The sequence below is a fragment of the Nocardia sp. NBC_01377 genome (assembly GCF_045040005.1).
In the GTDB taxonomy this organism is placed as follows: Bacteria; Actinomycetota; Actinomycetes; order Mycobacteriales; family Mycobacteriaceae; genus Nocardia; species Nocardia noduli.
In genome coordinates this window covers 5,374,685-5,395,226 of sequence record NZ_CP109566.1, presented here as the reverse complement: position 1 = coordinate 5,395,226, position 20,542 = coordinate 5,374,685, and the positions used below count along the sequence as shown (strand labels likewise).

The window sequence follows — 20,542 nt, the reverse complement described above, 5'->3', positions numbered from 1 at the left end:
AGAGCGGGGTAGTCAGCATGTATCGCGTATTCGAAGCGCTGGACGAGTTGGTGGCCATCGTCGAGGAGGCGCGTGGCATACCGCCGACCCGGAGTTGCATCGTGCCGCGAGGTGACGTGCTGGAGCTGCTCGACGACGTGCGCGACGCGCTACCGGGTGAGCTGGACGACGCCCAAGACGTCCTCGATCATCGCGACAAGATAGTCTCCGACGCCCGCAACGCGGCCGAATCCACGGTCACCGGCGCCAACGAGCAGGCCGAGCAGACCATCGGCTCGGCCCGCGAGGAAGCCGACCGGATGCTGGCCGATGCCAAGGCGCACGCCGATCGCATGGTCGCCGAGGCGAGCGCGCATGCCGATCACCTGGTGAATTCCGCCCAGATCGAGGCCGATCGCGTCGTCGCGGAGGGTAACGCCGAATTCGAGGCCGTCACCGGGCGGGCGGGCGCCGAGGCCGATCGCGTGATCGAGGCCGGTAAAGCCTCCTTCGAGCGCTCGGTGGCCGAGGGCAAGGCAGAACAGGCCAGGTTGGTCGCCCAGACCGAGGTGGTGCGCGCCGCTCACGCCGAATCGGCGCGCCTCATCGACGGCGCCCAGGAAGAGGCGGACCGGATGCGCGACGAATGCGACCACTACGTCGACTCGACGCTGGCCGATCTGGAGGAGACGCTCAGCACGACGCTGCGCACGGTGGGCCGGGGCAGGCACCAGTTGCGTTCCGGCACGGGCTCACCCGACTACGCGAGCGATTTCCGCCGGTAGCCCGCTCGGGGGCGTTTTGATTCGCCCGGGCCACCTCGCGTATTGTCGAGTGGTTGCCCATACCCCTTCGATCGTGAGTGAGTTCGTGATGCCCGCCGGTTCCGGTTCCACATCGCGTTCGCACGCGGCCCAGCGCCGCGAGCCGGACGCGGCATTCGTGCTGGATGTCCGCAGCCTCGGTCGGCGGCCCGGCACCATGAAAGAACTCCGGAGGACGGCGGTCACCGCCGATCGGCTCGGGCTGGAGATGATCGCGGTGCCCGAGGGCGCCGAGGTCGAACTCGACCTGCGTTTGCAGGCGGTCTCGGAGGGCGTGCTCGTCACCGGAACGGTCACCGCGCCGACGGCGGGGGAGTGCTCGCGCTGCCTGGAGCCGTTCACGGATTCGCAGGAGCTGTACCTCACCGAACTGTTCGCCTACCCGGACAGCGCCACCGAGCAGACCACCGAGGACGACGAGGTCTACCGCCTGGTCGATGACACCGTCGATCTCGAGCCGGTGATCATCGACCAGCTCGGTCTGGAACTGCCGTTGCAGCCGCTGTGCACGCCGGATTGCGCCGGGCTCTGCCCGGAATGCGGTGTCAGGATGGCGATTGCGGGTTCCGATCACGGGCATGAGATACTTGACCCTCGCTGGGCCGGGCTGGCGAAATTCGCCCCCGAATCGTCCGGCAGCGCCGGCCCCGATGCGGGCGCGGCCGAGCCGGACCATCAGTAGCAACACCAGTCAGCCGCCGTGGCGAACACCGCCATGGCATGCACACAGGACAGAGGAGAAGTAGTCGTGGCCGTTCCCAAGCGCCGGATGTCCCGTTCCAACACCAGGTCGCGGCGCAGCCAGTGGAAGGCCACCGCGCCGACCCTGATCACCTGCCCGAACCGCGCCTGCGGTGAGAAGACCCTGCCTCATATCGCGTGCCCATCCTGCGGCACGTACAAGGGCCGTCAGGTCACCTCCGCTGTCTGACAGTTCGATCATTCGTATCGACGTGGCCGTCAGCGAGGACGAAGCCGGTTCGGCCGGTGAACACGTGAGCCTGCTCGAGGCACTCGGTGTCGAGGTGGGGCCGGATCTACTGCGGCTCGCCCTCACCCACCGGTCCTACGCCTACGAGAACGGCGGATTGCCGACCAACGAGCGCCTGGAATTCCTGGGCGACTCGGTGCTCGGCCTGAGCATCACCGAGCGGCTCTACCACGAGCACCCGCACAAGTCCGAGGGTGAACTGGCGAAGCTGCGTGCCAGCGTGGTCAACATGCACGCGTTGGCCGAGGTCGCGCGGGGTCTCGGCGAAGGCGGTCTCGGTGTGCACCTGCTGCTCGGCAAGGGCGAAGAGCTCACCGGCGGCCGGGACAAGCCGAGCATCCTCGCCGACGGCATGGAATCGCTGCTCGGCGCCGTGCACCTCGAGCACGGTATCGGCGTGGCGCGCGAAGTGGTGCTGCGCCTGTTCGCCGATCTGCTCGAACGCGGACCGCGGATGGGCGCGGGCCTGGACTGGAAGACCAGCCTGCAGGAGCTCACCGCCGAACGCGGTATCGGCGTGCCCAGCTACGAGATCACCTCGACGGGCCCCGACCACGACAAGGAATTCACGGCGACGACGGTGATCGGCGGTGCCTACTACGGGCAGGGCGTCGGTCGGTCGAAGAAGGAAGCCGAGCAGAAGGCGGCGGGCGCCGCCTATCGGGCGCTGACCGCAGACGCCTGACGTGCCCGAACTTCCCGAGGTCGAGGTGGTGCGGCGCGGACTCGCCACACATGTGGTCGGCCGCACCGTGGAATCGGTGACCGTGACCCATCCCCGGTCGGTACGCCGCCACCTCGAAGGCGCCGCGGATCTCGCGGCCAGGCTGACCGGTCTGCGCGTGGAATCCGCGCGACGTCGCGGCAAATACCTCTGGCTCACCTTCGACGAGCCCGATACCGCGCTGGTCGTGCACCTGGGTATGAGCGGGCAGATGCTGGTGCAGCCCGCCGTCGCGCCGGTGGAGAAGCACGCGCATATCCGCGCGGCCCTGCACGACGGCGCCGAATTGCGTTTCGTCGACCAGCGCACCTTCGGCGGCTGGGCGCTGGCCCCGCTGGTCGAGGTGGGCGGATCGCTGCTGCCGGAACCGGTCGCCCATATCGCGCGTGACCCGCTCGATCCGCTGTTCGATCAGGAAGCGGCCGTCGCCGCGCTGCGCGCCAAGAACGCCGAGATCAAGCGGGTGCTGTTGGATCAGACCGTGATTTCGGGGGTGGGAAACATCTACGCCGATGAGTCGCTGTGGCGCGGTCGCATCCACGGCAATCGTCCGGCCTCCGGGCTGACGCGCCCCGCCTTGCGCACTCTGCTCACCGAGGTCGGCGCCGTGATGGGCGACGCGCTGGAGGCGGGCGGTACTTCTTTCGACGCGCTCTACGTGAACGTCAACGGGCAATCCGGCTATTTCGAGCGCTCACTGGCCGTATACGGTCGCGAGGACGAACCGTGCCGCCGCTGCGGCGCCCCGATCGTGCGCGAGCGATTCATGAACCGGTCTTCCTACTCCTGCCCGCGCTGCCAGCGCAAGCCTCACCACCGCTGAGCCGAGCGAGCTACCGTTTCCTCAGGCGGTCGGGATATCGGTCCGGTCGTTGGAGGAAGGATTTATGCGCAAGCTCACGTATTACGTCGCGTCCACTATCGACGGATTCATCGCCACCGAGGACGGAGCGGTCGACTTCTTCCCGGTCGGGGGCGACCACGGCCCGGCGATCACCGCGCAGTATCCCGAGACGCTGCCGACCAAGGTGCGCGAAGCGCGGGGGATCGACAAACGCAACGCCAGCTTCGACACGGTGCTGATGGGGCGCAAGACGCACGATTTCGGCGTGCGTACCGGCACGTCGAGTCCGTACGCCCATCTGCGGCAGTTCGTGGTGTCCACGACATTGCCGGAGAATCCCGATCCCGCGGTCGAGCTGATCGCGCGGGATCCGCTGGCGACGGTACGCGAACTCAAACGGGAGTCGGGGCTCGGAATCTGGCTGTGCGGCGGCGGGGAGCTGGCGCAGGCGCTGCTGCCGGAAATCGATCAGATCTACCTCAAGCTGTATCCGATCGTGCTCGGGCACGGTAAGCCGCTGTTCGGTGTGGGCACCAGGCTGCCGGATATCACCCGGTACCGGGTGATCACCAGCCGGGTCTTCGAGGACGGGGTGGCCTTCATCAAGTACAGCAAGATTCGATAGTCGCGGTGGCCGGACCGGAGTCGTCGGCCACACCGAGCCCGGCTGCGGCGCCGGGCCCGGTGGAAGCGCTGCGCGAAATCGGTTTCTGGCTCGAACGCGCACGCGCGCAGACACATCGGGTGAAGGCGTATCGGCGGGCCGCCGATATCGTCGCCGGTCTGTCCTCGGACGATCGAGAGACGCACCGGGCCGCGCACAGCTGGCAGGAGATCGCGGGGATCGGGCCCAAGACCGCCGTGGTCATCGAGCAGGCGTATTCCGGCGCGGTGCCCGCCTACCTGACCGAATTGCGCAATGCCGCGGCTCCCATCGGTCTCGAGGGCCGATCGATGCGCACCGCGCTTCGCGGTGATCTGCATACCCATTCGGACTGGTCCGACGGTGGCAGCCCGATCGAGGAGATGATGGGCGTCGCCGCCGCGCTCGGACACGAATACTGCGCGCTGACCGATCATTCGCCCCGGCTCACGGTGGCCAACGGCCTGTCGGCGGACCGGCTGCGCCGCCAACTGGATGTGATCGCCGAACTGAACGAGCGGGTCGCGCCGTTCCGGATACTGACCGGGATCGAGGTCGACATCCTCGATGACGGCACCCTGGATCAGCGCGCCGATCTGCTGGCCGAACTGGATATCGTGGTGGCGAGTGTGCATTCGCACCTGCGGGCCGATGCCGCGGTGATGACCAAGCGGATGGTCTACGCGGTCGCGAATCCGAATGTGGACGTGCTCGGGCACTGCACCGGACGCCTGGTCGAGGGTGGTCGTGGTACGCGGCCCGAATCGAGTTTCGACGCCGAAGTGGTGTTCGAAGCGTGCAGGCAGTACGGGACGGCGGTCGAGGTCAACTGCCGCCCCGAGCGCCGCGATCCGCCGTCGCGGCTGATCCGGCTCGCCGTCGAGATGGGGTGCTATTTCTCCATCGACACCGACGCGCACGCGCCGGGGCAATTGGATTGGCAGGGCTACGGCTGTGAGCGCGCGCTGGCGAACGGTATTACGCCAGATCGGGTGATCAACACCTGGCCGGTGGAGCGACTGATCGCCTGGACGCGCGCCGACGCCGGTTGACCGGACGTGAACAGTCGCCGAACACTGGCACCGCCACCGGGCAGGTAGCCGAATCCGCTCGAAAATGGTTGGGACGCGGGGGTAGTCGAGTTCGCGTGGCAATAATTTCGGGGGAGGGAACCGTCGGTGGGAGATTTTCCGGTCGACACGATACTGGCGCTGATCGGTATCGCCGTGCCGGTCGCCGCATTCCTGTGGGAGTTCGCGATCGCCGGACGACGCAGGCTCGGCTATCGCGTGCAGATGGACACGCCGGTCACCGGTGAGGTCGAAGCGGTATTTCCCGGGGTGCTGTCGCAACTGCGCCGGGATGCCGGTGCGAACATGCGCGATCTGTCGATCGTGCTCGTGCGGATCGAGAACAGCGGAACGTCGACGATCGAGGCCGCCGACTATCTGGCTCCGGTCGCTCGGGTCGGATTGCATCTGCGCTTTCCGCAGCGACGTGTGGTCGGTATGGCGGTCACCGAACTGAGCGATCAGGATCTGGCCGACTCTCTCGGCCCCAATTCCGGTATCGGCGTTCGCGAGGACACCGGCGGGCATATCGGTGTGATCGACCTGCCCAAGGTGCCGTTGAATCGCGGCGACCACTACAAGGTGCTCGCGATTCTGCAACGTTCGGAGGGCACAGGCGAATATCCCGATCCGATACTGCTCGGCGGGATCAAGCGCGGGCGCGTCACCGAGACCAAGAGCCGCACCGGGGTGTCGCGGGTGATGCTGACGCTCATCGCCTTCCTGGTGCTGGTGATCGTGGTGCAGTTCGTCGTCGCACAGGTCGGTCCGAAACCCGATCCGCTCGACTGCGCTTCCGGAAAGCTGACCGTCGTCGGATCGACCGCCTTCGAACCCGTCATTCGCGACGCCGCCGACCAATATGGAAAGCGATGCACCGGAGCGGAATTCGCCTTCGAATTCGCAGGCAGCGAACGTGGCCTCGACCATGTGACCGAGGTTGGCGCGGATCCGTCGCTGATCACGATCAGCGACGGATCCAAGGGCCCGCGCTATCCGGCGCTGCTCGCGCGCCCGCTCGCGCTGTCGATATTCACCGTGATCGTGCACAAGGATCTGGGCATCACCGATCTGACCGCGAAGCAGATCGCTGATCTGTTCCAGGGCAGGATCACCCGGTGGAGCCAGATCGGCGGACCGGACCTTCCCGTCGTGCTGGTCGACCGCACGCCGGGCTCCGGCACTCGCACGATATTCGAGAGCACGATGCTGGGTGGCGACCGCGCCCAACGCCCGCACCAGAGCTGTACAGCGATCAAGGACACCGAGAACACCTACTGCGATGTTGCGGCGACGAAGGATATGCACAAGGCGGTCGCCGATATCCCCGGCGCCATCGGATACAGCGAGCTCTCCGAGGCCCGTAAGGCCGATATGGGGATCGTCACGATCAACGGGGTTGCCGCCGATCGGGAGCAGACCATCGCCGGGTCGTATCCGTTCTGGGGCGTCGAGTACGCCTACAGCAATGGTGACCTGCCGGGCGACTCCTTGGCTGCGAGCTTTCTGCACTACCTGACCGTCGGAGCCGGAAACGGCGTGGTGCGCGCGCACGGGAACGAGCCGTGCGACAGCGTTCTGCTCGAGCCGGGACGGTGCGTCCCGGATCGCTGAATCGGGCCTCGACGGCGGCCGATAGCGTGACCCGCGCGCCGGAGGCGGTGTCTACCTGTCGGTGGTGTCGGAGAAGATTGATTCATGACGGAACTTTCGCTGCGTGCGCTGAACCGGACCCTGCTGGTACGTCAGATGCTGGCCGAGCGGGCCGAGATCGGGCCGCTCGAACTGGTCGAGCACGTGGTCGCCGTGCAAGGGCAGGAACCGAACTGGCCCTATGTCGGACTGTGGTCGCGGCTGGCGAATTTCGATCACGACGAGCTGGCGGCGCTACTGCGGGATCGGAAGCTGGTGCGCTCCACCATGATCCGTCGCACCGTGCACCTCGCGACCGCGCAGGACTTCCGCTGGCTGCGTCCGACCGTGCGCCCGATCGTGCACGCCGCGCTGCGCGCACCCTATTTCCGTGACGAGATCGACGGTATCGACCTCGATGGACTCGCCGTCGTCGGACGCGAGATTCTCGCGGGGAAGACGTTGAGCCGTAGTGATTTCGGGAAGCTGCTCGCCGAGCGGTTTCCCGACCGACTGCCCCGCAGACTCGCGGAATCGGTGGAGATGCTGGTGCCGATGGCGCACGGTCCCGAGACCGGCGAGTGGGGCAGGTGGCGCAATCGGTACGTGACGATGAGCCTGGCCGACGAATGGATCGGCGACCCGATGGGTACCGAGCCCGACCCCGAGCAGTTGATCGTGCGCTACCTGGCCGCATACGGCCCGGCCACCGTCGCCGATATGCAGGCCTGGGCGGGGGTCACCAGGCTGGCCGAGGTGATCGACGATATGCGCGACCGCCTGCGCGTCTTCACCGACGACAAGCACAAGGTGTTGTTCGACGTCCAGGACGCGCCGCTGGCCGATCCGGACCTGCCCGTGCCGGTCCGCTTCCTGCCCGCCTTCGACAATGCCCTGCTCGGACACAAGGACCGCCGTCGGATGATCAGCGAGGAGGACCGCGCGCGCACCGCCGCGGAGGCGTCGGCGGGGGTGCCCGTGTACCTGGTCGACGGTTTCGTCCACGGCCGGTGGGCGCTGGACGGCGCCACCGTCCGCGTCATCCCCTGGCATCCGCTCACCCCCGGTGACGAGGAGGCGGTGCGCGCCGAGGCGGCCTCCCTGCTGGGTTTCATCGCCCCCGGCGAGGACGGAAAGGTGATCATCGAGCGCTGACGGCCCGGCAACCGTGACCGAAATCTGACGCTCCGGCGCGGGTACTCCCGCATCCCGGCGCGACCGGGCACGATCGGGGTATGACACGAGACCGGCGAGTGGTGATGGGCGCGGTACACCGGCCGGAATCGCGCCGGTGAGCGGCATGAGAGTCCTGCTGACCGGCGCGGCCGGATTCATCGGATCCCACGTCTACCGCGCGCTGACCGGCGCGGGACACGAGGTGGTCCCGATCGATCTCATGGTGCCCGCCGCGCACGGCCCCGACGCGACGGCGCCACCGGGTGTGGCGCGACTCGACGTGCGCGACGGCGTCGCGTTGGACGGCGTACTGCGCGGAATCGACGTAGTCTGCCATCAGGCCGCGGTGGTCGGCGCGGGCGTGAGCGCGCAGGACGCGCCCGCCTACGCCAGTCACAACGATGTCGGCACCGCCGTGCTGTGCGCCGCCATGGACCGGGCCGGCTGTCGCAGACTCGTGCTGGCGTCGTCCATGGTGGTCTACGGCGAGGGGCGCTATTTCGGTCAGCGGTGCGGCCGAGTCGAGGTCGAATCTCGTCGACCGGAGGATCTCGCGGCCGGAATCTTCGAATACCGTGGCCCCGACGGCGAATCGCTGACCTGGGACACCGTCGACGAGGACGCGCCGCTGCGGCCGAGAAGTCTGTACGCGGCGAGCAAACTCGCGCAGGAGAACTACGCGGCCGCCTGGGCCTCCGCCACCGGTTCGACGGTCGCGGCCCTGCGCTACCACAATGTCTTCGGCCCCGATATGCCCAGGGACACACCGTATTCCGGGGTGGCGGCGATCTTCCGATCGGCGCTGGAGGTCGGGCAGCCGCCACGGGTTTTCGAGGACGGCGGGCAGATGCGGGATTTCGTGCACGTCGCCGATATCGCGGCCGCGAATCTGGCGGCCGTCGAACGGCCGCTGCCCGGCTTCCAGGCGCTCAATATCTCCTCCGGACGCCCGATCTCGATCCTCGAGGTCGCCGCGACCCTGGCCGTGGCGCGCGGCGGACCGGAACCGGTGGTCACCGGCGGCTACCGGGCCGGGGATGTGCGCCATATCGTCGCCGATCCGGGAAGGGCCGCGCGCGCACTGGGTTTCGTCGCGACCGTGGATCCGCTCGACGGTCTGGCCCGCTTCGCCTTCGAGCCGCTGCGTGAGAGCGCGGGAGTGTGCGCGCCGAGCGTGTGAGATTCAGTTCTTCGACAGCGGTAATCGCACCTCGAAACGGCTGCCCCTGTCACGGTTCTCGACGGTGATGTCGCCGTGGTGTGCCTGGATGAGTCCGGCGGCGATGGCCAGGCCCATACCGCTGCCCGCGGGAACCCCGTCGGCGGCGACCGGGGAACGCGCGGCGGTGCCGCGGTAGGCGACGTCGAAGATGCGGGGCAGATCGGCTTCCGAGATTCCCGGACCGGTGTCGTCGACACGTGCCCACGCCTGTCCGTCGGTGGTGCCCGCCGACAGCGACACCTCGCCGCCGGGCGGGGTGTGGGCGATGGCGTTGGAGACCAGGTTGGTGAGTACTCGGCCGAGGGCTTGGTCGCTGGCGGTCACCATGATCCGGTGCTCGGGCTGCTCGGCGCGCAGGGTGATGCGGGCGCGTTCGGCGGTGGTCCGATTGGCCGCGAGCACCTCGTCGATGAGTTCGCGCAGGTCAACCGGTTCCAACTCCAGTCGCAGCGCGCCCGCGTTGATCTTCGACATCTCGAACAGGTCGTCGACCATTCTGGACAGCCGGTCGGTCTCGCACCCGATCTGCGCCGCATAGCCCGCGACATCGTCTCGACCGCTCACGACACCGTCGGCGAGGGCCTCGGCCATCGCCCTGATCCCGGCGAGCGGCGTGCGCAGATCGTGGCTGACCCAGGCGACCAGTTCGCGCCGGGATTTCTCGGCCGCGCGCTCCTGATCCCGAATCTGCTTCTCCCACACGGTTTTGCGCGCCTGCTCGCGCCCGAGCAGAATCGCCGCGGGCACGGTGACGGCCGCGACGACTGCCAGAACCACGGCGGTGCGCTGCAATTCGTGGGTGAACATCAGACCGCTCACACCGATGATGCCAGCCAAGGTCGCCAGTGTCGGGATCAGGACGAGCACGGCCATGCTGACCGTCAGCGACCGATTACTGTTGGCGCGCAATATCAGCGCGCCGATCAGCACCACCGGCACCGAACAGGCGAGCGAGAACGCGATCAGCGCGAAGGTGTCCTCAGGCATGGTTTCCTCCGGAATCGGTACGTCCCCAGGCGTAGCCGCGCCCCCAGACGGTGTCGATGCGGTGCCGGTCGCCGAGTTTGGCGCGCAACCGCTTGATATGCACGGTGACGGTGGACAGATCGCCGAAATCCCAGCCCCACACCCGCGCGAGCAGTTCCTCCCGGCTGAAGACCTCGCCCGGATGTTTCAGCAGGAAGACCAGCAGGTCGAGTTCGCGCGGGGTCAGGTCGACGGGTTTGTCGTCGACCAGTGTCAGGCGCGCGGCGGGACGCACCTCGATGGGTCCGTCGCGCAGCACCTGGTGACCGTTCTCGCGGACCGGTTGCGCGCGCCGCAGCACCGAGGCCACCCGCAGCGCCAACTCGCGCGGGCTGAACGGTTTGGTGACGTAGTCGTCCGCGCCCGCCTCCAGTCCGAGCACCCGGTCGTCCTCGTCGCCGAGTGCGGTGAGCAGGATGATCGGGGTGTCCGGGCGCGGACCGGATCGGATGGCCCGGCAGATCTCGATCCCGTCCGGCGCGGGCATCATCACGTCGAGTACCGCGAGCTCCACCGCGTCGCCCTCCTCGGCCAGCGCGGCCGTCGTCGACGCGCCGTCGACGGTTTCGCGCACGGTGTGGCCGTCGCGTTCCAGGTAGCGCCGGACCACGTCCCGGACGACGGGATCGTCGTCTGCGATGAGAATGCACATGGTGTCACCAATTCGTCAGGACCAGATGGACGAGCGTGAGCGTGCCCGCCGCCTGGATCGCGAGCCAGACCCTGGCGTGGGACCGGGGTAGGAAAGCTGTCGCGGCGAGCAGCCACACATCGAACGGTAACCAGATCCGCTCGGTTTCGGCTTTGCTGAGTCCGCTGATGTCGGCGGCGATGATCGCGCACAGTGCGGCGGCGACGAGCAGCGCCGCCGGGTCGAGTGCCCGCAGCGTGCGCGGGGCCAGAGCCCGGGCCAGACCCGCCGCGGTGGCGAGGCCGACCGCGCACACTGTGGCGGCGAGATTGCCCCACCAGTAGTACGAGTAGGGACGTTCGGTGGCGATGCCCTGGTAGTAGCGTTCGATCACCAGGTGATAGCCGTCGAACCACCAGAATCCGGAGGCGGTGAACACCGCGACCACCGCCAACGCGCCCGCCGCCGCGGGGAGCAGCGGGCGCGCGGTGCGTCCGGCGATCGATACCGCCACCGCGGGAAAGACCATCAGCACGAGGCCGTAGTTGAGGTAGATCCCGAGGCCGAACAACACACCGGCGGAAACGGCGATCAACGGTCGCCCCCCGCGCTGCGGAGCGGTGATCGGGGTTTCGGCGGCACGGCGGGCGGAGCGGCTACGACCGGCGTGGCGCGAGATGGCGAACTCGGCGGCCGATATCTCTCGGGTCGGGGTGCGTGCCGGGCGGGAGCGGGTCGCGATCGCCAGCAGCGCCACGGCCCACGCGGTGACACCGGCGAACATCGCGTCGGCGGAGACGGCGATCCAGATCGCGGCGGGCGCCAGCGCCAGGTACGGCAGCGTGGCGCGCGCGCGTTCCTCGGCGCCCAGCGCCCGCAGCGTCACCGCCACCGCCACCACGGTGCTCGTGCCGATCAGGAGGCAGGCCGTCGCCGCCCAGGTCCCGCCGCCGAGACCGATCCGGTCCAGGGCGACGAAGAACAGCAGCGCGGCGGGCGGGTGCCCGGAGACGTGAGTGGTCCACGAATCCGGCTGGAAATCGAGGATGCGATCCGAGAAACCTTGCAGCGCAGCGGGAATGTCGGTGATGCCGGGCACCTCGTGCAGGTATTCGTGACCGTCGACGAGGTGGTCGGTGAAGCCGCGTCGCCATCCGTCGACCATGGCGAGCGCGAAGGCCCAGGCCAGCGCGGTGAGCCAGGCCGTCGCCAGCAGCCTCCGCCACGGGAGCCGCGCCGCCAGGTCCGGTCCCCGGAGGATCACCAGGCAGGCCACGAGGACGGCCGGACCCGTTCCCCAGCCGATATGCGGTAGCCAGTTCCCGAAGATCGGCGCCGAGCCCGCGTACAGCGTGGCCCGCCACTGTTCGCTGTGGAATCGCGGCACGATGAAGGCCGCGGCGACCAATACGGAGGCGATCCCCGCGGCGGCGATCTCGCCCCGCCACCGGAATCCCGGCTGCTCCGCGGCTTCCTGTTCGATGGCGTCCCTGACGTCGTGCACGGCTCTCACCCTAGGGTGCCGACCGGGCGGTTACCGCAGTTCCAGACCACTTTTCAGGCACCGTCACTGTTTCGTCACAGGATTTCGACCGCCGATCGAGCCCGCACCGCATAGCGTCGAACCGTGACCGAAGCCCACGTTGATCCGCACGGAGTGACCGTGGTTATTCCGTGTCGAGACGAAGCTGAATCATTGCCGGATGTCCTGGCGGCGATCCCCGCCGGCTATCACGCGCTGGTCGTCGACAACGGGTCGACCGACGGCACCGACGCCGTCGCCCGCAGTCGTGGCGCGACCGTGGTCCGCGAGGAACGCCCCGGATACGGCTCGGCGGTGCAGGCGGGTATCCACGCGGCCCGCACCGAACTGGTCGCGGTACTGGACGGCGACGGTTCGATGGATCCCGCCGAACTGCCCGATCTCGTCGAATTGGTCCGTGGTGGAGCCGATCTCGCGGTGGGGCGGCGTCGCCCGGTCGGCGCGGGGGTGTGGCCGTGGCACGCGCGGATGGGCAATATCCTGATCGCCCGCAGGCTGCGGCGCAGGTACGGACTCCCCGTGCACGATATCGCCGCCATGCGGGTGACCCGGCGCAGCACGGTGCTGTCGCTGGGGCCGCTGCATCCCCGTTCCGGATATCCGCTGGAACTGCTGGTCGGGGCGGCCGGGTCGGGATGGCGGGTCGTCGAACGGGATATCAGCTATCGGCCCAGGTCGGGCGGCCGGTCCAAGGTATCGGGATCGTGGCTCGGGACAGTGCGCGCCACCAGGGATTTCCTGGCGGTGCTGCGATGACCGGCCGCGAGACGACGCTGCTCGTCATCGCCAAGGCGCCGATCGCCGGATTCGCCAAGACCAGGCTGACCCCGCCGCTCGATCCGCGCGCGGCGGCCCAGGTGGCCGCGGCGTCGCTGCTCGACACTCTCGACGCGGTGACACGCAGCGGGGTCACCCACCGGGTGGTCGCGTTCACCGGTGATCTCGCCGCCGCCGAACGCGGTGCGGAATTGGCGCGGGCACTGGACGAATTCATCGTATTTCCGCAGCGCGGAACCGATTTCGGCACCAGGCTCGCCAACGCGCACGCCGACGCCGCCCGATTCGGCGCGCCCGTCCTCCAGATCGGGATGGACACCCCGCAGATCGGACCCGATGTGCTCGGCGCCGCCGCACGGCAGCTGGCCGAGGACGATTCGGCATTGCTCGGACCCGCCGAGGACGGCGGATGGTGGGCGCTCGGTCTGCCTGTGCCGCAGCCGGCGCATCTGCTGGCGGGGGTGCCGATGTCGACCCCGCGCACCGGCGAGCTGACCCGTGACATGGTGCGCCACTGCGGGTTCCGAGTGTGCGACCTGCCCACGTTCCGGGATGTGGACACCTTCGCCGATGCCGTGGCGGTGGCCGCGGTCTCCGGTGGACGTTTCGCCGCGACCGTCGACGCCGTGCGCGAACACGGGCTGGTGACACGGTGAGCGGCACCGATTTCGACGTGTTCGATCGCATGCTCGCGGGCGAGCGATGTTGGATACGCAGCGACGATGGGAAGCGTCATCGGCTGCCGACCCGGCGCTGGCTCGGGCTGTCCGGCGCCGAGCACCGCGCGGATTCCGCGCTGACCGCCTGCTGTGACGGACCGACACTCGACCTGGGCTGCGGTCCGGGCAGGCTCGTCGCGCGATTGCTGCGGCGCGGGGTGCTCGCCCTCGGTGTCGACATCTCGCCCGCGGCGGTGCACATCACCAGGTTCCGTGGCGCGCCCGCGCTGCATCGCGATCTGTTCGGCCCGCTACCGGGCACCGGACGCTGGGCGTATGCCCTGCTGGCCGACGGCAATATCGGCATCGGCGGTGATCCGGGGCGCATTCTCGCGCGCACCGCCGAACTGCTCGCCCACGACGGGCTGGCCATCGTCGAATTCGCCGTTCCCGGAACAGGTGTGGTGACCCGCCCGATCCGGTTGGAATCACGGTCAGGGGTGGGCGCGTGGTTCCCCTGGTCCCGCGTCGGCATCGAACACGCGGACGAGGTCGCGGCCGGGGCGGGCCTTCGAGTGGTCGGCACGGCCTCGGTGGACGGCAGACATATCGCGTGGTTACGGCGTGATCCAGAGTCGGAGCAGGTGCGTTGCGATGAGTTCCGGTGACAACGATTCCAGCCCGGGGGGCTCGGACTTCCGGCGGGTGCGCGAGTGGTCGCGGATCTCGCGGGCGCGGGGGCCCGAGGTCGCGAGCCGAGTCGGCATCGCGCTCGGCGTCGCGATCCTGATCTGTTTCTGCACCGGTCTGATCAGTCACGGCATCCAACATCCGCCGAACTGGTTCCGGTGGCCCGCGCATCCGGTCTGGCTCTACCGGTTCACCCAGGGACTGCACGTCGTCTCCGGAGTGGCCGCGATACCGCTTGTCGTGGTGAAACTCTGGGCGGTCTATCCCCGGCTGTTCCAGCGTCCGCTGTTCGGCTCACCGCTGCGCGCCCTGGAACGCGGATCGATCGCATTACTGGTCGGAGCGGTCCTGTTCGAACTGTCGACGGGACTGCTCAATATCGCCCAGTGGTACCCGTGGAAATTCTTCTTCCCGACCGCGCACTACGCGATGGCCTATATCGTCGCCGGTGCGCTGGCGGTGCACCTCGCGGTGAAGTTGCCGGTCATCAGGGCGGCGCTGAGTCGTCCGCTGGATTCGGAGCCCGCGGTCGATCCGCCGGGTACACCCGAGCCGATCGACGCCGACAGTGCTGGTGGACAGCGCAGTTCGCGGCGGATGGTGCTCACGGCGGCGGGCGTGTCGGCGGGATTGGCCGTGGTCGTGGTCGCCGGACAGAGCGTGCCACTGCTGCGGCACCTGTCCTTCGCCGCGCCGCGCAGCGGGCAAGGGCCGCAGGGGCTTCCGGTGAACCGAACGGCCACCGCGGCCGGTGTGCGCGACAGCGCGCGGGATCCCGCGTATCGGCTGCGGGTCGTCGTGGGGGAGCGCAGTAGGGAATTCAGCCGCGACGAGTTGTCGGCGTTGCCGCAGACCACGGCGACACTGCCGATCGCCTGCGTCGAGGGATGGAGTGCGTCGGCGGACTGGTCCGGGGTGCGCCTGCGCGACCTGCTCGAGGCCGTCGGTCCGTATCCGGGCGGTGCGGTCGGCTTCGCCTCGCTGGAGACCGGCGGCATCTATCGCACGTCGTTACTACCGCAACCGCACGTGGTCGCCTCGGACACGCTGATCGCGTTGACGCTCAACGGCGAGACGCTGGATCTGGAACACGGCTACCCGTGTCGCCTGATCGCACCGAACCGGCCCGGCGTGCTCCAGACGAAATGGCTGTCGAGTATCGAGGTGCGCGCGTGACCGCCGTACGCGTCGCGCTGGTCGCGGCCGGATTGTGGCTCGGCTGGCACGGCATCGGCCTGTTGTTCGATCTGAGTCGCCCCGATCTGGTGTCGGTGATCCTCTGGTTCGCGGCCGCGATCCTGGTGCACGACGGCGTCTTCGCGCCGCTGTGCGCCCTGACCGGGGCGACGGCGCGCTACTACCTGCCGCGCACCTGGTGGGGTCCGATCGCCTGCGGTGCGGTCTGCACGGTCGCGGTACTGCTGATCACCGCCCCGGTCCTGCGCCGCGGCGGGGCCGTCGCGGACAATCCGACCGTGCTCGACCGCGACTATCCGCTCGGCCTCACCGTCGCGCTGGCCCTGATCTGGATTCTCGTGCTCGCCGCGGGAACGGCAGCACACCTGCGCTCCCGACGTTCCCCCGGCACCACCGCGACAAGGAGTACACCGTGACCGGATTCGACGATCTGACGTGGAATCTGCTGCATCTGGCGCGTCTGCTGAAGAACAACGACGGCATTCCCGCGCACGGCAACCAGCGCTCCGAATGGGACGCCGGTTGCCGATTCGATTTCGAGAACCCCGAATACCGCTGAATCGAGGTCGGCGGGCTACCGCGCCGCGCCGGTCCCCGTCGGCGCGACGATCGCGCCCACGTCCACGCCCGCCCGCGGAATCCCCTCGAGGAAATCCGCGCCGAGGGCCTGGCTCGGGGTGTGCGCTCCGGCGGGGACGGATTCGGCCGCGGCCAGTGTCCGCACCGCGTGCAGGGCGCCGGCGGCGGTGAAATCGTAGGTGTTGGCGACCACGAGGCTCAGCTGCCTCGCCTGCCCGGCGGGGTCGGTGACCTCGGCCCACAGTTCGCTGCGGGTGTCGGCGCGGGTGTTCTCCGACGGGCCGGTGATCGCCGCCGCGATCCCGCGATCGAGCAGTTTCGTGACGCCGGGCAGGCGTAGCGTCGCGCGCACGACGGGATCGACGCGACGGAGGAATCCGCCGAACGGGATTCGGGTGAAGTCGGTGATATTCGCGATGCCGGTGGAGCGGTACGCACTGCTGATGTCACCGAGCGGAATGCTGTGGACGGTGACCTCTTCGCCGGTCAACCTGACCCGGCGGGAGCGATGCGCGGTCGCGACCGACACCAGGTCACCGTCGGCGCGGACCCGCCCGCCCGCTTGCGCGCCCTCCAGCGCGGTGCGCAGGGTTCCGCGACTGAACCCGCCCCGGCTGACCAGGGCGATATCGAGGTGGGTGGCGGTCGGCAGTTCCCGGGCCAGGCGCACCGCGAGGTATTCGGTGGGCACGACGTCGAATCCCACACCGGGCACGAGCGCGACCCCGGCCGCCACCGCCGCGTCGTGCAGCCCGTACAGCGCCTCGAAGACGTCGACCTCGCCGGTGACGTCGGTGTAGTGGGTGCCGGTGCGCAGGCAGGCCCGCGCCATCGGCAGAGCCGTCGCCGAGAACGGGCCCGCGCAGTGCGCGACGATATCGACATCGGCGAGCGCCGCGTCCAGCCCGGCGCTGTCGGCGAGATCCACCACGACGAACGGCAGATCCAGTCGTCGCGCGACCGCGCCCACGGCCTTGGCGTTGCGGCCCGCGAGCACCGGCCGCTCACCGGCGGCGACCGCGCGCTCGGCCAGCAGCCCACCGGTGTAGCCGTTCGCCCCGTAGATCATCCACGTCATGCCGGTCTCGGTCCTCTCCGCTGGTTGCCCGGTATGAACTACCGGTACTGACAAACTGTAACTTGTTCCCCGGGTCGGACATGACCCGTACGCCGGCCTCGAATCCGACCGCTCGGGACGGCCGAAGGCGGGTGCGGGTTCGACCCGGTGCGGTTCGCCCGGTAGCGCCGTGTTCCGCCGAGGCCTCAGCCCCGGGGTGCGCACCGGTGAGTCAAGTCCGTGAAAGGGCCGTCGCCGCGCTTCCTTACGGGTTCTCGGCGGTCCATCGGCAGGCCTTGACGTCTCGTTGACGGGGCGTGCCGCGTGTGGAAAGAGTCCGTCAAGGCCGGGCGCGATCCCGTCAAGACGTCGTAAAGACCGCGCTCGTCGCCCGACACCGGGGGTAGGAACGACATCGAGAGGCCGAGCGGACATCCCAGCGCGACCCCGTTGTCGAAAGGGAGTCGGTCGTGGCGGTCACCCTGGTCGTGGGGTTCGTACTCTGCGCGCTGTTGATAAGGACGTCGCAGGTGGCGGCCGGTGATCGTGGCGTCGGTCGCCGAGACACGAAGCTCGCGACAGACCGTGGTCGCAACGGCGGTCGCGCGTCGTGGCGCGCGATGATGGACGAGTGAAACGCGGTCAGCTTCGCATCTACCTGGGTGCGGCACCGGGGGTCGGCAAAACCTTCGCCATGCTCGGCGAAGCGCATCGCCGAGTCGAACGCGGTCGCGATGTGGTGGCCGCGTTGGTCGAGACGCACGGCCGGGCCAAGACCGCGGAACTCCTCCAGGGAATCGAGCGGATCCCCACCAAGCCGATCACCTATCGCGGCGCCGAATTCCGGGAACTCGATGTCGAGGCGGTGCTGCGCCGCCGACCCTCGGTCGTGCTCGTCGACGAACTGGCCCATACGAACGCGCCGGGCAGCAGGCACGAGAAGCGCTGGCAGGACATCGAGGAACTACTCGACGCCGGTATCGACGTCATCTCGACGGTGAACGTGCAACATCTGGAGAGCCTCAACGACGTCGTCGAGCAGATCACCGGAGTCGAACAGCGCGAGACCGTTCCCGACGCGGTCGTGCGCGGCGCGGAACAGGTCGAACTGGTCGATATCACCCCGGAAGCGTTGCGGCGCAGACTTTCCCACGGCAACGTCTATGCTGCGGACAAGGTCGACGCCGCGCTGCGCCACTACTTCCGTCAGGGCAATCTGACCGCGCTGCGCGAACTCGCCCTGCTCTGGCTGGCCGATCAGGTGGACGCGGCGCTGGCGAAGTACCGGGCCGACCACAAGATCACCGATCTGTGGGAAGCGCGCGAGCGCGTCGTGGTCGCGGTGACCGGCGGTCCGGAATCGGAGACCGTGGTCCGGCGCGCGAGTCGCATCGCGACGAAATCGAGTGCCGATCTCGTCCTGCTGCACGTGGTGCGCGGTGACGGGCTGGTCGGCGTCTCCGCGGCGCGGATGGCGAGGCTCCGTGATCTCGCGGCCAGTCTCGACGCGTCGCTGCACACGGTGACCGGCGACAATGTGCCCGCCGCGCTGCTGGAATTCGCCCGCGAGGTGAACGCGACCCAGTTGGTGCTCGGCACCTCGAGGCGGTCGCGCTGGGCCAGGATCTTCGACGAGGGCATCGGGTCGACCGTGGTGCAGCGGTCGGGGAAGATCGATGTCCACATGGTCACCCACGAGGAGGCCAACCGGGGCAGGCGTCGGCGGTCCATCGCACCCCGGCAGCCGGTGACGGCCTGGCTCGCCGCGGTCCTCGTGCCGCTCGCGGTCTGCGGGATCGGCGCCGCGTTCCTGGACGGGTACCTCGAACTCGGCGGTCTGAGCGCGATGTTCTTCATCGGCGTGGTCGCGGTCGCGCTCTTGGGCGGCGTCGTGCCCGCGGCGTTCTCGGCGCTGTTCTCCGGACTGCTGCTGAACTGGTTCTTCGCCGACCCCCGCTACAGCCTGACCATCGCCGAACCCGACAGTTTCGTCACCGTGGTGGTACTGCTGATCGTCGCGGTCGCGGTGGCGGCCCTGGTCGACGTCGCGACCGAACGCACGGGCCAGGCGCGCAAGGCCTCTCGGCAGGCCGAACTGCTGACGATGTTCGCCGGCGCGATCTTGCACGGCGCCGACCTGCCCAAACTGCTGGAACAGGTGCGCGAGACCTACGGGTTTCGCGCGGTCGCCATGATGTGCGGTGACGTGGTGGTCGCGGAGGTCGGGGTCGATCCGCCGCGCCGGGTCGCCGACGCCGAAACCGTCGTCGAAGCCGGTGACACCACCAGCGCGTTGCTGCTCGCGGGATCCGCGCTGTCGGCGGGTGACCGGCCGGTGCTGACCGCCGTCGCGAACCAGGCGGCGGGTCTGGTGCGACAGGCGCGACTGGCCGAGGAGGCGAGCGCGGCGGCGGCGCTCCTGGAAGCGGACCGGTTGCGCCGGGCGCTGCTGTCGGCGGTCAGCCATGATCTGCGCACCCCGTTGGCCGGGGCTAAGGCCGCCGTCTCCAGTCTGCGCAGCGACGATGTCGAATTCTCGCCCGAGGACACCGCCGAACTGCTGGAGGCCGTCGAGGAGTCGGTGGATCAACTGACCGCGCTGGTCGGCAATCTGCTGGACTCGTCGCGCCTGGCTGTCGGGGTCGTCACGCCGCGGGTGCACCGGATCTACCTGGACGAGGTGGTGCATCGCGCGCTGGTCAGCGTCGGGATGGGTGCGCGTGGACCGCGCCGCGCCGCCATGGATCGGGTCGAGGTGGCGGTGGGCGAGGTCTCGGTGCTCGCCGACAGCGGCCTGCTGGAACGGGTGGTCGCCAACCTGATCGACAACGCGCTTCGGCACTCCGGACGCGACACCCCGATCCGGGTGACGGCGGAACGGGTCGGCGACCGGGTCTCGCTCACGGTCGTCGACATCGGCCCCGGCATTCCCCGCGGTGCCGAGGAGCAACTGTTCGAACCGTTCCAGCGCCTGGGCGATCACGACAACACCACCGGGGTCGGATTGGGGCTGTCGGTGGTGCGCGGTTTCGTCGAGGCGATGGACGGCACGGTGCACGCCGAACCGACGCCGGGTGGCGGGCTGACGATGGTCGTCGATCTGCCCGCCGACCCGGAGACCTCGGCCGGGTCCGCGTCCGTCGGGACCGAGTCGCGGATCGCGACGGGCCCGACGGAACAGACGCCGGAGGCGGTTCCCGCCGATGTCGCGTCGGCGCCGAACCCCATCGACGAGCGTGATGGCGGTGGCCGATGATGACAACGACCGTGATCGAACG

At 68.9% G+C, this 20,542-nt stretch carries 21 protein-coding genes and 1 pseudogene; 18 read left to right on the top strand and 4 right to left on the bottom strand.

Features of this window, described 5'->3' with window-relative positions; translation table 11 throughout:
• Positions 1 to 17: 17 nt before the first annotated feature.
• The 10 genes from OG225_RS24810 (at position 18) to OG225_RS24765 (ending at position 9,063) form a co-directional block, all read left to right on the top strand.
• Positions 18 to 764, top strand: a complete 747-nt coding sequence (locus tag OG225_RS24810) for a DivIVA domain-containing protein (protein WP_405177486.1) — start codon at positions 18 to 20, stop codon at positions 762 to 764.
• An 88-nt stretch (positions 765 to 852) separates the two neighbouring features.
• Positions 853 to 1,485 carry a YceD family protein gene (locus OG225_RS24805; RefSeq protein ID WP_405183359.1) on the top strand — a complete coding sequence of 211 codons (633 nt, stop codon included), beginning with the start codon at positions 853 to 855 and terminating at the stop codon, positions 1,483 to 1,485.
• A gap of 66 nt (positions 1,486 to 1,551) precedes the next feature.
• A complete protein-coding gene (gene rpmF / locus OG225_RS24800) occupies positions 1,552 to 1,734 on the top strand; it encodes a 50S ribosomal protein L32 (RefSeq protein WP_109529679.1) in 183 nt (60 codons plus the stop codon).
• A gap of 22 nt (positions 1,735 to 1,756) precedes the next feature.
• Entirely contained in the window at positions 1,757 to 2,479 is a 723-nt protein-coding gene (gene rnc, locus OG225_RS24795; protein ID WP_216911214.1) for a ribonuclease III, read from the top strand.
• 1 nt (position 2,480) lies between these two features.
• The gene (gene mutM / locus OG225_RS24790; RefSeq protein WP_405177485.1) at positions 2,481 to 3,341 is read left to right on the top strand and encodes a bifunctional DNA-formamidopyrimidine glycosylase/DNA-(apurinic or apyrimidinic site) lyase; all 861 of its coding nucleotides are present in this window, start codon (positions 2,481 to 2,483) and stop codon (positions 3,339 to 3,341) included.
• 64 nt (positions 3,342 to 3,405) lie between these two features.
• Positions 3,406 to 3,987: a dihydrofolate reductase family protein gene (locus OG225_RS24785; RefSeq protein ID WP_405177484.1), complete on the top strand. Its 582-nt coding sequence runs from the start codon at positions 3,406 to 3,408 to the stop codon at positions 3,985 to 3,987.
• Between the two features lie 5 nt (positions 3,988 to 3,992).
• Complete coding sequence (locus OG225_RS24780; protein ID WP_405177483.1) at positions 3,993 to 5,057, top strand: PHP domain-containing protein; 1,065 nt, start codon at positions 3,993 to 3,995, stop codon at positions 5,055 to 5,057.
• 126 nt (positions 5,058 to 5,183) lie between these two features.
• Positions 5,184 to 6,689, top strand: a complete 1,506-nt coding sequence (locus tag OG225_RS24775; protein ID WP_405177482.1) for a substrate-binding domain-containing protein — start codon at positions 5,184 to 5,186, stop codon at positions 6,687 to 6,689.
• An 84-nt stretch (positions 6,690 to 6,773) separates the two neighbouring features.
• Entirely contained in the window at positions 6,774 to 7,862 is a 1,089-nt protein-coding gene (locus OG225_RS24770; protein ID WP_405177481.1) for a winged helix DNA-binding domain-containing protein, read from the top strand.
• 136 nt (positions 7,863 to 7,998) lie between these two features.
• Complete coding sequence (locus OG225_RS24765) at positions 7,999 to 9,063, top strand: NAD-dependent epimerase/dehydratase family protein (protein ID WP_405177480.1); 1,065 nt, start codon at positions 7,999 to 8,001, stop codon at positions 9,061 to 9,063.
• Positions 9,064 to 9,066: 3 nt separating this feature from the next.
• Here the strand turns inward: OG225_RS24765 and OG225_RS24760 are convergent, their stop codons facing one another.
• The 3 genes from OG225_RS24760 to OG225_RS24750 are packed head-to-tail and all read right to left on the bottom strand — an operon-like array spanning position 9,067 to position 12,245.
• A complete protein-coding gene (locus tag OG225_RS24760) occupies positions 9,067 to 10,092 on the bottom strand; it encodes a sensor histidine kinase (RefSeq protein ID WP_405177479.1) in 1,026 nt (341 codons plus the stop codon).
• Positions 10,085 to 10,783, bottom strand: a complete 699-nt coding sequence (locus tag OG225_RS24755; RefSeq protein ID WP_405177478.1) for a response regulator transcription factor — start codon at positions 10,781 to 10,783, stop codon at positions 10,085 to 10,087. The genes OG225_RS24760 and OG225_RS24755 overlap by 8 nt, the downstream gene beginning before the upstream one ends.
• A gap of 4 nt (positions 10,784 to 10,787) precedes the next feature.
• Positions 10,788 to 12,245 (bottom strand): hypothetical protein, encoded by a 1,458-nt coding sequence (locus tag OG225_RS24750; protein WP_405183358.1) that lies wholly within the window; start codon positions 12,243 to 12,245, stop codon positions 10,788 to 10,790.
• 174 nt (positions 12,246 to 12,419) lie between these two features.
• Here OG225_RS24750 and OG225_RS24745 point away from each other — a divergent pair, with 174 nt between their 5' ends.
• The 6 genes and pseudogenes from OG225_RS24745 to OG225_RS24720 all read left to right on the top strand — a co-directional run.
• The gene (locus OG225_RS24745) at positions 12,420 to 13,061 is read left to right on the top strand and encodes a glycosyltransferase family 2 protein (RefSeq protein WP_216911243.1); all 642 of its coding nucleotides are present in this window, start codon (positions 12,420 to 12,422) and stop codon (positions 13,059 to 13,061) included.
• The gene (locus OG225_RS24740; protein ID WP_405177477.1) at positions 13,058 to 13,738 is read left to right on the top strand and encodes a DUF2064 domain-containing protein; all 681 of its coding nucleotides are present in this window, start codon (positions 13,058 to 13,060) and stop codon (positions 13,736 to 13,738) included. The genes OG225_RS24745 and OG225_RS24740 overlap by 4 nt, the downstream gene beginning before the upstream one ends.
• A complete protein-coding gene (locus tag OG225_RS24735; protein ID WP_405177476.1) occupies positions 13,735 to 14,409 on the top strand; it encodes a methyltransferase domain-containing protein in 675 nt (224 codons plus the stop codon). The genes OG225_RS24740 and OG225_RS24735 overlap by 4 nt, the downstream gene beginning before the upstream one ends.
• A complete protein-coding gene (locus tag OG225_RS24730) occupies positions 14,396 to 15,607 on the top strand; it encodes a molybdopterin-dependent oxidoreductase (protein WP_405177475.1) in 1,212 nt (403 codons plus the stop codon). Before OG225_RS24735 ends, OG225_RS24730 begins: the two co-directional genes overlap by 14 nt.
• Positions 15,604 to 16,044: a hypothetical protein gene (locus OG225_RS24725; protein WP_405177474.1), complete on the top strand. Its 441-nt coding sequence runs from the start codon at positions 15,604 to 15,606 to the stop codon at positions 16,042 to 16,044. The genes OG225_RS24730 and OG225_RS24725 overlap by 4 nt, the downstream gene beginning before the upstream one ends.
• A 17-nt stretch (positions 16,045 to 16,061) precedes the next feature.
• Positions 16,062 to 16,187 (top strand): annotated as a pseudogene (locus OG225_RS24720) (flavodoxin family protein); the annotation flags it as partial.
• Positions 16,188 to 16,202: 15 nt separating this feature from the next.
• On the opposite strand, the gene OG225_RS24715 reads toward OG225_RS24720, so the two are convergent.
• Positions 16,203 to 17,285 (bottom strand): saccharopine dehydrogenase family protein, encoded by a 1,083-nt coding sequence (locus OG225_RS24715; protein ID WP_405177473.1) that lies wholly within the window; start codon positions 17,283 to 17,285, stop codon positions 16,203 to 16,205.
• Positions 17,286 to 17,734: 449 nt separating this feature from the next.
• Here OG225_RS24715 and OG225_RS24710 point away from each other — a divergent pair, with 449 nt between their 5' ends.
• Together OG225_RS24710 and OG225_RS24705 are read left to right on the top strand one after the other, a co-directional pair.
• Entirely contained in the window at positions 17,735 to 17,899 is a 165-nt protein-coding gene (locus OG225_RS24710; RefSeq protein WP_405177472.1) for a hypothetical protein, read from the top strand.
• The gene (locus OG225_RS24705; RefSeq protein ID WP_405177471.1) at positions 17,896 to 20,520 is read left to right on the top strand and encodes an ATP-binding protein; all 2,625 of its coding nucleotides are present in this window, start codon (positions 17,896 to 17,898) and stop codon (positions 20,518 to 20,520) included. The genes OG225_RS24710 and OG225_RS24705 overlap by 4 nt, the downstream gene beginning before the upstream one ends.
• Positions 20,521 to 20,542 lie beyond the last annotated feature (22 nt).

What these genes read in the sequence shown, in the direction of transcription:
- OG225_RS24730 (WP_405177475.1), top strand. Translation starts at nt 14,396, where the DNA reads ATGAGTTCCGGTGACAACGATTCCAGCCCGGGGGGCTCGGACTTCCGG.
- OG225_RS24755 (WP_405177478.1), bottom strand. Translation starts at nt 10,783, where the DNA reads ATGTGCATTCTCATCGCAGACGACGATCCCGTCGTCCGGGACGTGGTC.
- OG225_RS24810 (WP_405177486.1), top strand. Translation starts at nt 18, where the DNA reads ATGTATCGCGTATTCGAAGCGCTGGACGAGTTGGTGGCCATCGTCGAG.
- OG225_RS24760 (WP_405177479.1), bottom strand. Translation starts at nt 10,092, where the DNA reads ATGCCTGAGGACACCTTCGCGCTGATCGCGTTCTCGCTCGCCTGTTCG.
- OG225_RS24715 (WP_405177473.1), bottom strand. Translation starts at nt 17,285, where the DNA reads ATGACGTGGATGATCTACGGGGCGAACGGCTACACCGGTGGGCTGCTG.
- OG225_RS24770 (WP_405177481.1), top strand. Translation starts at nt 6,774, where the DNA reads ATGACGGAACTTTCGCTGCGTGCGCTGAACCGGACCCTGCTGGTACGT.
- OG225_RS24785 (WP_405177484.1), top strand. Translation starts at nt 3,406, where the DNA reads ATGCGCAAGCTCACGTATTACGTCGCGTCCACTATCGACGGATTCATC.
- OG225_RS24740 (WP_405177477.1), top strand. Translation starts at nt 13,058, where the DNA reads ATGACCGGCCGCGAGACGACGCTGCTCGTCATCGCCAAGGCGCCGATC.
- OG225_RS24805 (WP_405183359.1), top strand. Translation starts at nt 853, where the DNA reads ATGCCCGCCGGTTCCGGTTCCACATCGCGTTCGCACGCGGCCCAGCGC.